Source organism: Bacillus sp. FSL R5-0286, from assembly GCF_038593245.1.
Lineage (GTDB): Bacteria > Bacillota > Bacilli > Bacillales > Bacillaceae > Bacillus > Bacillus altitudinis.
Map to the genome: position 1 here is coordinate 3,552,629 of NZ_CP151977.1, position 14,688 is coordinate 3,567,316.

12 protein-coding genes are annotated in these 14,688 nt (G+C 44.9%); all 12 read right to left on the minus strand.

Annotation, left to right across the window (positions count from 1 at the left end; all coding sequences use genetic code 11):
- Positions 1-47 precede the first annotated feature (47 nt).
- The 12 genes from cydC to NST24_RS18450 all read right to left on the minus strand — a co-directional run bounded on the left by cydC (position 48) and on the right by NST24_RS18450 (position 14,674).
- A complete protein-coding gene (gene cydC, locus NST24_RS18395) occupies positions 48-1,784 on the minus strand; it encodes a thiol reductant ABC exporter subunit CydC (protein ID WP_342462089.1) in 1,737 nt (578 codons plus the stop codon).
- Complete coding sequence (gene cydD, locus NST24_RS18400; protein ID WP_301232123.1) at positions 1,774-3,510, minus strand: thiol reductant ABC exporter subunit CydD; 1,737 nt, start codon at positions 3,508-3,510, stop codon at positions 1,774-1,776. The genes cydC and cydD overlap by 11 nt, the downstream gene beginning before the upstream one ends.
- A complete protein-coding gene (cydB, locus tag NST24_RS18405; RefSeq protein ID WP_024719518.1) occupies positions 3,510-4,526 on the minus strand; it encodes a cytochrome d ubiquinol oxidase subunit II in 1,017 nt (338 codons plus the stop codon). The genes cydD and cydB overlap by 1 nt, the downstream gene beginning before the upstream one ends.
- Complete coding sequence (locus tag NST24_RS18410; RefSeq protein WP_058213460.1) at positions 4,513-5,928, minus strand: cytochrome ubiquinol oxidase subunit I; 1,416 nt, start codon at positions 5,926-5,928, stop codon at positions 4,513-4,515. Before NST24_RS18410 ends, cydB begins: the two co-directional genes overlap by 14 nt.
- A 329-nt stretch (positions 5,929-6,257) precedes the next feature.
- Entirely contained in the window at positions 6,258-7,379 is a 1,122-nt protein-coding gene (isdG, locus tag NST24_RS18415; protein ID WP_116306471.1) for a heme oxygenase, read from the minus strand.
- A gap of 1 nt (position 7,380) precedes the next feature.
- Positions 7,381-8,394, minus strand: a complete 1,014-nt coding sequence (locus NST24_RS18420) for an iron ABC transporter permease (protein ID WP_251210584.1) — start codon at positions 8,392-8,394, stop codon at positions 7,381-7,383.
- Positions 8,391-9,329: an ABC transporter substrate-binding protein gene (locus NST24_RS18425; protein WP_342462090.1), complete on the minus strand. Its 939-nt coding sequence runs from the start codon at positions 9,327-9,329 to the stop codon at positions 8,391-8,393. The genes NST24_RS18420 and NST24_RS18425 overlap by 4 nt, the downstream gene beginning before the upstream one ends.
- A gap of 18 nt (positions 9,330-9,347) precedes the next feature.
- The gene (gene srtB, locus NST24_RS18430; protein ID WP_024719522.1) at positions 9,348-10,097 is read right to left on the minus strand and encodes a class B sortase; all 750 of its coding nucleotides are present in this window, start codon (positions 10,095-10,097) and stop codon (positions 9,348-9,350) included.
- 26 nt (positions 10,098-10,123) lie between these two features.
- On the minus strand, positions 10,124-10,894 hold the full coding sequence (locus NST24_RS18435; RefSeq protein WP_024719523.1) for an ABC transporter ATP-binding protein: 771 nt from the start codon (positions 10,892-10,894) through the stop codon (positions 10,124-10,126).
- Positions 10,881-11,867, minus strand: coding sequence for an iron ABC transporter permease (locus NST24_RS18440; protein WP_342462091.1), 987 nt, complete (start codon positions 11,865-11,867; stop codon positions 10,881-10,883). Before NST24_RS18440 ends, NST24_RS18435 begins: the two co-directional genes overlap by 14 nt.
- Before the next feature lie 33 nt (positions 11,868-11,900).
- Positions 11,901-12,788 (minus strand): heme ABC transporter substrate-binding protein IsdE, encoded by an 888-nt coding sequence (gene isdE / locus NST24_RS18445; RefSeq protein WP_342462092.1) that lies wholly within the window; start codon positions 12,786-12,788, stop codon positions 11,901-11,903.
- A 77-nt stretch (positions 12,789-12,865) separates the two neighbouring features.
- Positions 12,866-14,674: an NEAT domain-containing protein gene (locus NST24_RS18450; protein WP_342462093.1), complete on the minus strand. Its 1,809-nt coding sequence runs from the start codon at positions 14,672-14,674 to the stop codon at positions 12,866-12,868.
- Positions 14,675-14,688 lie beyond the last annotated feature (14 nt).

Sequence of the window (14,688 nt, forward strand, 5' to 3'; positions counted from 1 at the left end):
ACGTTCGGGCAGAAATCTTCTGTCCGAACGTTCTTGTCATACATTTTTTACACGTTCGAAAATGGACGATCCATTTCATACAGCTTTTGATAACGCACATTTTCTTTCAGCAAATCATGATGCTGCCCTTCCATCTCAATACGTCCACCTTCAATAAACATCATACGGTCACATGCCTCACAGCCAGTGAGATGATGGGTAATCCAAATGACTGTTTTCCCTTTTAACACACGGAAGATTGTTTCAAGCAATTCACGCTCTGTGCGTGGATCAAGCCCGACGGTTGGTTCATCTAATACAACAATCGGTGTGTTTTGCAGCAAAATCCGTGCTAGAGCCATACGCTGTCTTTCTCCACCAGAGAAACGAACCCCTGTCTCTTGTACACCTGTGTGATAACCTTCTGGCAAAGACTCAATGTAATCGTGCAGCTGCACTTGCCGCGCGGCTTCTTTTACTTGCTCTTCTGTCGCTTCTGGAGAACCTAAGCGAATGTTGTTTAAAACAGACGTATCGAATAAATAGGGCTGTTGATTGAGCACAGACACATAAGAGGATATCTCCTCTTGAATGCTTTGTACCGGTTTCCCTGAAATGCTGACAACCCCTTGATTTGGCACGACTGCCCCTTCTAACAATTTTAAAATGGTCGATTTGCCTGCACCGCTTTTTCCTAAAAGAGCGAGCGATTCACCTTGCTTCATGGAAAACGAAAAATGCTTTAGTACATGTTGATCTACTTCATATCCGAAGGTGACTTGATCAAAACAGACCGCTTCAACGCCATCAGAGACGGGTGTATCGTCTGCTGCCTCCCTCTCCACTAATCCTTCATACGACTGCTCTTCATAATGATTTAATCTGCTGACGGCATGCTGATAAACAGGAATATCGCCTGCTGCATCTGACAGCGGAAGAAAGGCTTCTGTTAATGGAAACAGCACAAGCACAAAGGCTGCGATGAGCGTGTGCGGCATAGAACCAGCCTGAACGACTGAGCCGCTCCAATACACGACAAGGACGACTGCTCCTCCAATCACTAGCTGGGCTAAAAATTGGCGCAGACGGATAAACCGGTGCTTTGCCGCTTCGAGTGCTAATAGCTTTGCTTCTTTTCGTTCATAGCCCTCAACAAAATCGTTCTGTCTGCCGCTAAACAACCAGTCACTCACGCCCATGACAGCATCCGTTAAATGGCTGTACAGTTCATTTCTGCCTTTCTTCATTTGAATTTGTCGCGCCCGGTTCACAAGTACTGTGATGTATGGGAATACAAATACGAGCAGCGCCATATAAAGCAGCATCAACCCGGCAAAAGGCCATGAGAAAAGCCCAAGTGCTCCAATCGAAGCGGCATATAAAAGCAGCGCACCGATGGATGGAAAGATTGTTTTTAAATACGCATCCTGTAATCTCTCCACATCTTCTGACAACAGCCCAAGCATTTCACCTGTTCCAAGCTTAGTCTGTTTGGCACTTCGTTCAGCCATATCATAAAGACGTACCCGCATTTTTTCAATCATCGTCAAAATGAGCTGATGACTCGCCAGTCTTTCTGCATAACGAGCCGCTGAGCGTGAAATACCAAAGGTACGTACTGCCACGATTGGGACATAGACCATCAAGATATTCTCAGGTCTTGTGGCAGCTTTTGAAATGAGGAACCCTGACGTATACATGAGCATAGAAGCAGAAAACACCGCAATCGCCCCTAAAAAAAGCACCAAGGCAAACAGCTTTTGATTCTCCTTGATATAAGGTATAAACCAGCCTTTACTGACCATGTGTGACCGCCCCCATTTGTTCCTGTACCAATTGATAGTACACACCTTTTCTTTCCATTAATGATTCATGAGTCCCCATCTCTGCAATCGTCCCATGATCCATCACAATGATTTCATCCATATCCGTCATCCAATGAAGTCTGTGTGTAGCTAAAAACACAAGTTTATCTTCAAACAATGGAAGCATTGTTTTCTTCAATTCATACTCTGTCTCAATATCCAGATGAGCCGTTGGTTCATCTAACAGCATAATGGATCGCTGGCCGAGCACTGTGCGAGCGAGTGCAATCCGCTGCGCTTGTCCACCGCTCAGTCCTCTGCCCTGTTCGCCAATGACCTCATCCAGTCCATTGGGGAGATCAGCTACGAGCTGAGACAAACCTGCCTCTTGCACCGCTCTTTCGACGTCTTCATCTGTTGCATTCGGTTCATAAAAACGAATGTTTTCTCTCAGTGTCATGTGAAATAAATAAGGATGCTGCGGCATATAAACAACTTCTTTTTGCCATGCCGCCAGCTGTAAATGAGCAAGCGGCTTTCCGTTTAGGATCATTTCACCTGCAGACGGTTCAACAAAACCGCCGAGGACATCCGTTAACGTCGATTTCCCCGAACCACTGGCACCGATGATCCCAATCTTTTTCTTTCCTTTCACAGTGAGGTCCACATCCTGAATCGAATAAGGAGCATGTTCATCATGCAAGACACTGACATCTTGCAGTATGAGCTCAGATTGCTCATTCCACTCGTTCAGCTGCACGGATTGTGTCTCCTGCTCTCGGAAGCCCTTTTCCTCTAAAATCACTTGAATCGCCTCATTCGCTTCTTTACCGTTTAACGTCGCATGATAATCATTTCCCACTTCACGGACTGGCAAGAAATATTCTGGCGCAAGCATCAGTGCGGTCAAAGCGGGCAATAACAAAAGATCTCCCTCAATTAAGCGCAAGCCGAGAAATACAGCGACAGTCGCAATGGACAGCATTGAAAAGAAATCGAGAGCAAAAGAAGAAAGAAAGGCGACTTTCAGTGTGCTCATCGTCGCCTTTCGATAACGCTTTGAGACCTCTCCAATATTGCGAGAATGCTTTTTGCTAATCCCTAAGTAGCGAAGCGTTTCAAGGCCACGGAGAGAATCAGTAAAATGATTGGATAATTTCTCATACGATCTCCATTGTTTGGCCGCTTTACGCTGAGCGACAAGTCCTAGCAAAATCATAAAAACAATTAAAATCGGCAGCGTGACAATGAGAATGACAGCAGATGTTTCATCTAATGTCCAAACATAGACAAGCACCATCACCGGAATAACTGCCATGTTCACCATTTTCGGCAAAAACAGCTGTAAATACTGACGATATTGGACAATGCCCTCCATCGCCAATGTCACAAGCTTTCCTGTTCCTTTTTTCTTCGTGAAAGCTGGCCCTAAACGGAACAGCTGGTCCAACAGCTGCTTTCTCACGTCTGCTCCAATTCGGGAAGAATAGGTGAACATGACCTTCTCCCGCATCAAGGTGAGACCGTGCCGCACCAGAAAGGCAGCAAGAAACAGCAAGACATAAGGTGTTGCCTGCATGAGGCTCTTCCCGTCAAACAGCGTTGTTATGGCATGTGCCAGCCACTGTGCTTGAAAAATAATACTTGCTCCTTGGATGATTGACACAATACCTAAGAGGGCAAGAAGCCCCCTCATTCCTTTTAGTTGAAGCAAACGTTTATCCATTAGTAGGTCATTGGCTCCTTACCGCTTACACGTTTACGGAAGACATAGTAGCTCCAGATTTGATACCCAAGCACAAAAGGTAGCAAAGAAATGGCAACAATCGTCATGACCGTCAGTGAATAAGATCCTGATGCAGCGTTTTGAATGGTGAGGTCGAATGCATGGTTGATCGAACTAATCATGACACGCGGGAATAATGCTGTGAAAAGCATGGTCACCGTCACCATAATACCTGCACCTGTGAATAAAAATGTCCATCCATCACGCTCTTTTCTCATAAAGAATAGAGCCGCTACATAACAAACCACAATGAGTACAGTTAAAGGGATTGTGATGATCGGACGCACGGTATAAATGTCTGTTTCAAGAATAGACACACCAACAAATAGAACAAGAACTGGTAGTGCAATCAATAAAACACGCTGACCGAGCTTTCTTGCACGATTTCTTAAATCACCCTCAGTGCGGAGTGTGACGAAAATCAATCCATGCAGGAGGCAAAGCACCGTCACAGCTACCCCGCCGATCACTGAATAAAGATTGACGAAGTCTGTAAATCCAGCGTACATATTCATATCTTGATCAATGGGCATTCCTCGTAACATACTTGTGAATAGCACTCCGAGTAAAAATGGCGGAAGCAGACTGCCAAAGAAGATGATCCAGTCCCACGTTTTGATCCATGAAGCCTTCTCGACCTTCCCTCTAAATTCAAAGGCGACCCCCCGCCCAATGAGCGCTAATAGGAGAATCGTAAATGGAATATAGTATCCGCTGAACATCGTAGCGTACCAGTGAGGAAAAGCGGCGAAAATAGCCCCGCCAGCTGTAATCAGCCAGACCTCATTCGCATCCCAGAAAGGGCCAATCGTATTGATTAAAATGCGGCGCTCATGTGCATCTTTTCCAAGCAGCTGCATGGACATCCCGACACCAAAATCAAATCCTTCTAAGAAGAAAAATCCAACAAACAATACTGCGACAAGAATAAACCAAATCTCGTTAAGATATGCCATGATATGCGCCTCCATCAAATGGATCTGTAGACAGGTCCGTTTCATCCTTTTGATCTGTATTCTCTTCAGAATGTGCACCTTTTTTAATTTCTCGAATGAATAAGTAGGCAAGCACGATGGCAAGAATCAGATAAATGGTCGTAAAGCTAATGACTGAGAATAGCAACATGCCGTACGATACGTTTGGTGAAATGGATTGTGCGGTTGTCATCATACCAAAGACTGTCCACGGCTGACGCCCAATTTCCGTCATGATCCAGCCCGCTGAGTTTGCAATAAACGGGAACGCAATCATCCATACCATGAAGCGTAAATACCATTTGTTTGATTCTAGTTTTTTTCTAAAGCTCAAATACAAACCAATCATACTAGCAAAAATCATCAACATGCCGGCACCCACCATGATTCTAAAGCTCCAGAAGGTTGTTTTGACTGGAGGAATGTAATCTCCAGGACCAAACTTTGCTTCATATTCTTTTTGAAGGGTCAGCATGCCTGGCACATCTCCACTAAACTTCGAGTAAGCCAAGTAACTTAAAGCAAACGGAATATTGATCTCCGCAGAGTTTTCTTTTTTATCTGTGTCAATGTTGGCAAATAGTGTCCAAGCCGCTGGATCTCCACTATCCTTCCAAAGGGCTTCACTTGCTGCCATCTTCATCGGCTGTGATTCCATTAAGTGCTTCGCTTGATCATGTCCAGAGAACGCCACACCTAAGCCAGAAATGAAAGCAAGCACCATGGCAATCTGGAAAGATTTTTTGAAAAAGGTCACTTCTTGTTTTTTGATCATTTTATAGGCACTAACACCCGCGATAAAGAAAGCACCGGTTGCCAATGCACCAAACAGAACGTGTGGGAACTCTACCCAAAGTTGCGGATTTGTCACGAGCGCCCCAAAGTCATTCATTTCTGCACGGCCATTTTTAATCACAAATCCAACTGGCTCCTGCATAAATGAGTTGGCGAGTAAAATCCAAAACGCCGAAAAGATCGTACCAAGAGAAACAAGCCAAATACATAACAAATGAATTTTTTTCGGTAGACGGTCCCAGCCGAATATCCAAAGACCAATAAAGGTCGATTCAAGGAAAAAGGCCAATAGCGCTTCAATGGCAAGCGGTGCACCAAAGACATCACCGACAAACCTTGAATAATCTGACCAGTTCATCCCAAACTGGAATTCTTGCAGAATCCCTGTCACCACACCTACTGCAAAGTTAATTAAGAAAAGGTGACCCCAAAATTTTGCCATCTTTTTATAGATGTCTTTTTTCTTCACCACATAAAGGGTTTGCATCAATGCAACGATAAATACCAAACCTATAGACATAGGAACAAAAATAAAATGAAATAATGTCGTTGAGGCAAATTGAAATCTTGCTAAAAACAGCTCACTCACAGCCTTACATCCTCCCTTACTTTCGCATGCCGAATGATTCGAGATATTTATGCTCATCATTTCACAAAAAGTTCACTATTTGTTCAATGATTCACAAGTGAAAGTCCATTTGATATAGTTCACTCGGTGAAATTTTACTCTTGATTTTCATTCGGTTAGTTATTTATACCTGTACTTTACACCCATGTGCTTCAAAAATAAAGTAAATTTTACCTAAAATTTGGATAGGATTGTGTCAGTTGTTTGAATACTTTGTCAAAAATATGTGACGGAAAGAGACAATCACAAAAAAAATAGCGCTGCTTCTTCGCTGCAGCGCTTTTGAATATTTAGGCTTTTTTCTGTAAAGCGGGTCTTGTGACTTGCACTTCATAGTACGTAATTTTGTTTTTTAACAGGCCTTCAGGTTTCGCCTTTCCATGAGCATGCGCATCACCAAATGCCTGAGATTTTGTCCAATTCACAAAGTCTTCTTTTCGATTCCAGCGGGTGTGAATGGTCACTTCATCGTAATCAGTTGTCTGCTGAGTGACCCATACTTCCATTCCTAAAAAGCCTTCCATAAATTCTACTTGTCCCTGCTTGTTAAACCGTTTAACAAGGTGGTCTGCACTGCCTTTTTCTACTCTTACTTGGTTGTTTACAATAATCATGTTTGGTTCATCTCCCTTTTGTTGTTGAATGGAGGCGATTGGGATAATGAGCGGATGCTCACCGTCTAAGTGAACCTCTGCCTGAATCCCAAAAACCTCCTTGAAAAAGTCTTCTGTTAACACTTCTTTTGGTGAGCCAATTTGATGCACTTGACCTCGCTTCATAGCAATGAGACGGTCACAATATTTTGCGGCCTGCTGCAAGTCATGGAGAACCATTAAAATGGTGATGCCATGTGTTTGATTCAGCTGTTTGAGTAGCTCCAGTAATTCAAGCTGATGCGCAATGTCTAAATAAGTGGTTGGCTCATCGAGAATGATGGTTTCTGTCTTCTGAGCCAGTGCCATTGCAATATATGCCTTTTGTCTTTCTCCGCCTGACAATGTATGAAGCATTCTGTTTTCATTGGTGCGGCTATTCGTCACATCAAGCGCCCACTCAATCGCTTCATGATCTGACGTACTGCTTTTTTTCCAGATGGAACGGTGCGGACTGCGTCCAAGTGCGACAAGCTCACGTACTGTCATCGATGGAATGGCGGTTCTTGTTTGCATGAGAACCGCCACCTCCTTGGCGATCTCCTGTGCCGTCATCTCTTTTTGCGGGATGTCGTGAATGTAAATCATGCCGCTTTCGATTGAGGTCAGTCGTGCGGCCGCTTTGATAAAAGTCGACTTACCTGACCCATTCGGGCCAATGATTCCGGTTACACTCCCTTTAGGAACAGCTGCTGAAATGGAAGACAGCCGAAAGCCGCCTTGACTGAGACTCACGTCATCCATTGCAATGACATCCATCTTAACCCCTCCCTTTCTTTTTTAATAAATAGAGGAAGAAAGGTGCACCGATGCAGGCAAGCAAGATCCCTACAGGCAATTCAACCGGTGTAAACCAGACCCGTGCCGCTGTATCGGCAAAGACCACAAGCACGCCCCCTCCAAGCATTGAAATCGGCAGCAAATACCGGTAATCATCTCCGATTAAAAGACGGATAAAATGAGGTACAACAAGCCCGACAAATCCGATTAAACCACTGACACTGACAGCCGCTCCAGCTAAAAGAGCGGCCAGCGCAATGAGAAAAAATCGAGTCCGCTCTACTCGAAGGCCCAATAGCTGAGCCGATTCATCGCCAAGTAAAAGGAGATTGGACGGTTTAATGGCGAAAAAACAAAGACATAATCCAGCCAGCGCATATGGCGACACAAAGCTAAGATGATGCCAGCTCCGTCCGTTTAACCCCCCTGATAGAAAAGGCAAAACAGCCTGCACACGCTCACTATAAAGCACCATAAACCCATTCATCACCGCACCAAGCAGGGCATTGACGGCAACACCTGCCAAGATCAATTTAAGCGGGGAAACCCCTTGATCAAATGACAGCATATACACGACAAGAGCTGCTAATAAGGCGCCCAGAAAAGCAGCTGCCGGAAGCAAATACGTGAACTGCGGGAGAACAATCATGCTGAGTACAGCAGCTAACCCGCCGCCCGCAGTCACACCAATGATCCCAGGGTCAGCAAGTGGATTTCGGACAACTCCTTGTAAAATCGCCCCTGATGCCGCGAGACAGGCCCCAACGAGAAAACCAATGAGCACACGGGGAAGCCGTAAATCCATGACAATTTTTTCATGAACAGGCAGACCTGTTCCCGTGAAGACAGCCATTAAATCCGTCAGCGACAATTGGACAGAACCTACCGCAAGTCCTAGACAGACGCCCACACATAAAGAGAGAAACAATCCTGGTAACAGCCATTTTCGTCTTGACTGCCTTTTTTGAAAATCTAGTTCTGCATTCATCTTCATGATGACAATCGCTTCAATTTCTTCTCTAATTCATCGATCGCTCTGATGACTTCTGCGCCTGGATTTGTCCCAAATAGGTCACTTGGCAGAATCTCAACGTGTCCATTTTTGACAGCTGATACATCGTGCCACGCCGCATTTTGCTTCATTTCACTCATAAAGCCTGCTTTGACATCTTCAGGATTGCTGTGTGTCATCAGCAAAATGAGATCCGGATCGGCCTCGATTACCTTTTCTGCATTGATTTGTGCATATTGCGGAAACTTCTCGAGTGCTGGTTCATTTTCAGCAATATTCGCCCCACCAGCGATCCGCAGCAGATCACCGCTTAAAGATTGTGGAAGTGCCGCCATATATGTGCCGGGCGCACCATATACAACGAGTGTCTTTATTTTTTTCTCAGGCTGCTTCACTTGCTTGATCCGCTGATCGATTTGAGCATTGAGCGCTTTGGCCTTTTGCTGTTTTCCAAGTAAATCACCAAATAAAGTAACTTGACGCTGGATGTCCTTCACTGAGTTGGCACTTGTCAAAAGAAGCTGTGAACCAATTCCTTCTATAGTAGAGATATCCTTGCTGTTTAATGATTCATTCCCAAGCACCACATCGGGCTTTAAACTCGTGATCAGCTCGACATCAAATTGATGGGTTGTGCCAATTGATTGTACGGACTTTGCCTTTTGTAGATTGTCTGGCAATTCGGCAGTTGGCCGGCCGACAACCTGACCACCTAGAGCATAAATGATGCTCATGTCGCCAGTTGACAACGAGACGATCCGTTCAGGTGATTCATGAAACGATAATGTTCTGCCGGCAAAATCCTGAATGTTGAGCGCACCTTGCTTGCTCCCATTCTCGACAGGCGCCGCCTGGCTGCATCCGCCGAGGAGAAGCACGACGACGAGTCCTGCCCAAATCACATGTAAACATTTCAACCGTCTGTCTCTCCTTTTCTAGTAAACTTTCTTTAGCTTCGCCTGTACCACGAGACGCTTGTTTTTAGGTGCCAGCACGTGATCACAGGTCGATAATGTGAGAATCAAGTCATCTGTGGATACGTCTGTTTTCGTTTGATAGATTGACTTCTTACGCACAGCCTGCAAGTAGTGCGCATATTCACCAAGATCCTGAAAATCAGTCTGAATATAATCGAAATCGACTGTCGTCTCATACACAGCAAAAATCTCTGCTTCATAGCTTTGGTACAGTGTATCGTACTGAAATGTGCGATGATCTTGGAAGAAATCTTTTTTCAAATAGTTTGTGAGACCAGCAAACATAGACCCATCCCTCATCCGATGACCGTACACCACTGTATTGGGACTTTCATGCAAGACGTCATTACGATAATCCATAAAGATACTGCCTGCCCGTGTGTCATCCTTTACATAATTACGAGTTAAATAGAATGCATTATCGTTTGACTGAACAATTGGATACTGAATCATCGTGTCCTTCATATCAATCCAACCGACAATGTCTTCATTCACCTTTCGCAAATCATCAAATGACTGACGGATTTCTCCAGGTTTTCGCTGTTTCATTCCATCCTCGTGTGTGTAAAGTGTCTGAGCCTTTGCAAGCACCTGACGATTTTGATAATTGCCAAAGAGCTCCAAGCCAATGGCAGTACCGCTATATAGAAAAACACCTAAACAGACGATCGTCAGCATTCGCTGCCCGATTCTTTTCCCTCGTTTCACACTGTCTCACCTGCTTTTTGCACAACTTATATGCCTACAGGCACGATATACATCCCTGTTTCTGCATCCTGCTTAATTGTGACGGACACATGATAAATGTGCCGCACCATCTCTTCTGTTAACACATCATTTGGCCGTCCTTCGCGGATAATTTGTCCATCTTTCATGGCGATGATGACATCACTATAGCGAATCGCCTGATTCATATCGTGCAGGACCATCACGATGGTTAATCCATGCTCGACATTGAGCTCTCGAATGAGCTCCAGAATGTCAAATTGATAATACATATCCAAATAAGTCGTCGGTTCATCTAAGAAAAGGATCGGTGTTTTTTGCGCTAAAGCCATCGCAATCCATACACGCTGCCGTTCTCCGCCTGACAATGAGGCAAGAGGCACCTTTCGCTTATCCGTCAGCTTTGTACAGGACAGTGCCCACTCAATTGCTTTCTCATCTTCTTCCTTGTCACTGCCGCGCATCGTCTGATAGGGCGTTCTCCCAAATGCCACGACTCGTTCGATCGTTAAATCGAGCGGCGCTTCATTTTGCTGATGAACGACTGCCAGCTTTCTCGCGAGTTCCCTTGGCTTGAACGCATTCAGCTCTTGCCCATCTAAATGAATCTGTCCTTTATGTGGACAATGGTTATGTGCCATCAAAGAAAGTAACGTGGATTTTCCCGAGCCATTTGGACCGATAATGGTGGTGATTTTCCCCTTTTCAATCTTTGTAGTGACCGATTGAACAATATCCCTCTGCCGATCATAGGAAAACGACACCTCACGAATGTCCATGCAGACGATCCCCCCTTCTTAATAAAAAGATCAGAAACGGCCCGCCAATAACAGCCATGATTGTAGAAGCAGGGATTTCATTTGGTGCCACAAGCGTTCTGCCGAGCGTATCAGCCGTCAAAATGAGCAAGGCCCCGCTTAACGCAGAAAATGGAATCAGTACCCGATGGTCCGAGCCGACGAGCCTTCTAGAGATATGGGGAATGAGCAAGCCGACAAAGGCAATCACGCCCGCTACCGCAGCAGTCACCGCTGCTAATAACACCGCCGTGATTGAAATCAAAAGGCGCATTCTGGTCACACGCAATCCTAAGTTTTTCGCCGTCTTATCTTGAAGGGCAAGCAAGTTACACCATCTGCTAAAGAAAAGCGCAACCACAAGCCCAACGACGCCATAGACACCGATTAAACGGACATCTCCCCACGTTTTCATCGTCAGATTTGACTGTCCAGACTGATTAATGGTGATATTGAAATAGCTGCAAATGGTCACAAACGCTTCTGCCATCCCTGTAAACATGGCATTGATGGCGATCCCCACCAGAATCATTCGAATCGGGCTTAAGCCGCCTTTCCAAGACAACACGTATACGAGGAAGCAGGCAATTGCCCCGCCTAAAACTGAAAATAAAGGAGAGTAGAAATAAAATTGAGGAAGCGCTGTAATTGCCATTAAAGAAAAGAAGCTAGCTCCTGATGAAATACCAATAACACCGGCATCTGCTAATGGATTCCTCATCACAGACTGCAAGAGGACACCGGAGACAGATAAAGCCGCCCCTGTAAACATCGCAATGAGCATGCGGGGGATTCTTAAATCTTTAATGATTTCTACCTGTGCATGTTGACCGGTCATAAGCCCTTCCAATAATTCAATCGGTGTAACATGAATGCTCCCCGTAATGGCGGAATAAATAAATACGCCGGCTAGTAAGAGACTGACTATCAGAAATAAAATCCCTGTTTTTTTCATCTTGAACGTCCTTTTATCATTAAGATTCGCCGCTTATGACGGATACAACATACGAGTCAATTCATCTAATGCCTCTGCTGCCTTTAAATTGCCTGTTGTCCCGAATAAGCTTTCTTCGAGGTCGTACACCCGGTCTTGTTTGACCGCATGGAAATGTTTCCAGATGTCATTTGTTTTAAATTCTTGATCAAACATTTTGACGACTTCATCCGGCATCCCATGTGCGGCTCGGAGAATGATATCTGGATTGGCTTTTTGTAAATACTCCGTATTGGATGCCAAATACTCCATTTTCTCACCTTTTACGATGTTCTTTCCTCCTGCAATACGCACAAGATCACCGATATACGAATTCTCTGTTGCCACTAAATAACTGCCTGGTACACCAAGCAAAATGAGAACGGATGGCTTCGTCTTTCCCTTCGTTCTCTCTTGTATGTCTTTCTTTTTTTGTTCAAAATCATCCACAATGCGTTTCGCTTGTGTCTTTCTATCATATTTTTCTCCAAGCTTTGTGATGGTGTTCTCCATCTTGTCCAGGCTCTCAAGGTTGAGGTATGTCGCAGGGACAGAAGCTTGTTGAAAAGGCGTTTCTAAATCATATTGAAGGGTCGTGACAGACAGGACATCTGTCGGTTGAAGTGATTGGATGATTTCCATGTCCGGGCTCATTGGGTTACCGACTGCTGGGAGTCCTTTGTATCGAGCCGGCAAGGATTTTTGACTTGTTGGCACCCCGACAAGATCTACCTCTAGCGCATCCATGATCTCAGCAGTAGCTACAGTCGTTGCCACAATGCGGGCACTTGATGCTGCGCTTTTTTTGCCTTTCGCTGAGCTTTCAGCTGATTGTGAGCAGCCTGCTAAGAAGACGCACACACATAGAGCCGTGATCAGGGTACATAACATTCGATGCTTCAAAAAACAGAAGCCTCCTTTCGAAAAAAAGGAAGTGGATGCGCCGAGATGAATGGCGCACCTCACTTAACATAGATTCTTTATCTTGTACGAGTTTGATACTTTCTGACGAGCACGAATAGTGATCCGCCGAATAAAAGAATGTACACCCAAAGAAGTGAAGTATCTCCTGTTTTTGGGTTCAGCTGACCTGTCTCAGACTTGGTTTGATCATCTGATGGCGTAAAGGTCATCTGCTCTGCACCCGTTTCCTCAGGGGCGAGATTCGCAAGCTGGCTTGGTTGAGAATCGTGATCATTCGGATTTTTCACAAAGCCGATGCTCTCATCGTCTCCGATCACCGTCGCAATTCCGCTTCCTTCACCAAGTGAAATGCCTTTCGTATCATAGACAAGTTTGACATCGTACTGCTCATGATAATTGGCAGTTGGAATGTCAATTTTCACGCGTGCTGCCTGATCACTGCTTACACTTTTTGCTTCATATTGAATCACTCGTGTATCTGCTTTTTGATCAGTCTTTGCAACTAGCGTCTCTTCAAATTTACCGCCGGTTCCTACTTGGAACGACGTGATGGCTGAGCTGTTCTTCACAGTGTATGAAACGAAATGGCGGCCATTTTTCACCACCAATGTCGCAGGGCTCACGACGTAATCGTTCATGCGAGAAAGCTCATCTTTGTCTGCTTTCTTCATTGAGAAAGGAAGCTTGTACACCCCGTCTTTTAGCTGAACTGTCTCTTGATTCGTTCCGCCGTTCGTTGTGTCTGGTGCTGGTTTATTTGGTTTTGGTGTTTCTGGTGTAGCCGGTGTTTCTTCCTCTATTTGACCGTCCTTCAGTGGAACGATACTTTTTGAATCAAATTGAAAACGAATATCGTACGTTTGATCATAGTGAGCGGCTGCTACCACAATGTGTACTTTTCCGTTAACTGCTTTTTTCAGATCAGACACTTCAAATGAAACCACTCTTGTGTTCTTTGCTTGATCTGTGCTCACGTTTTTCACTTCTTGATAAGAACCGTTTTTCTCTATTTTCAAAGAATCAACTGACGTATGATCCTTCACCGTAAAGGAAACGGTTTGCGTTCCATTTTTAACGGTTAACGATGCTGGATGTGAGAAGTATTGGCTCATCCGAGATGCCTCATCCTCATCGCCCTTCAGCACACTGTAGTTGATACGATACACACCATCTTTTAATTGGTTCTGCGGTGAATCAACTGGTGTTGTGCCGTTGTTATTGTCAGGCATTTCCGGCTGATCGTCTGGTGTTGTGCCGCTTTGATCATCCGGCTTTGTTTCGCTGTCACCTGGTGTCGTACCACTTTGATCATCTGGTGTTGTTTCACTGTCGCCTGGCGTCGTACCGTTTTGATCATCTGGTGTTGTTTCACTATCGTCTGGCTTCGCAGGCGTGACAAGTGTGAGACTGCTCTCGTCGAAAGCGATCTGTACGTCATACGCCTCATCATAAATAAAGCCGCCTAAGTCCCAGTAAATTTTGACCCAGCCATTTAATTTGGCTGATACATCGGCTACATCAAATTTGATCACACGCGTATTCGCTGTCTCATCTTCACTGACCGTTTCAGTGGTGACGAGAGAGCCATTTTGTTCGACCTTGAAATCTGTGATTTCTTTGCTTTGCTTCAGCGTCAAATAGGCAGTCGTCTTGCCATTTTCGATGATGAGCTTAGCTGGCTTTTCTGTATACGTATCCATCATGGATGCTTCAGTGCTGCCATTTTTTAAAATGGTGAATCCGGCCGTATATTCACCATCAACCAATGATGCCGCCTGAGCCGTTCCTTGAGGCAGCTGAAACGCAGTCAACAAACTGAATAAAACGAGCAGAATAGCTGTCTGTAGATGAAAAAGACGTTTCAAAAGATGACACTTCC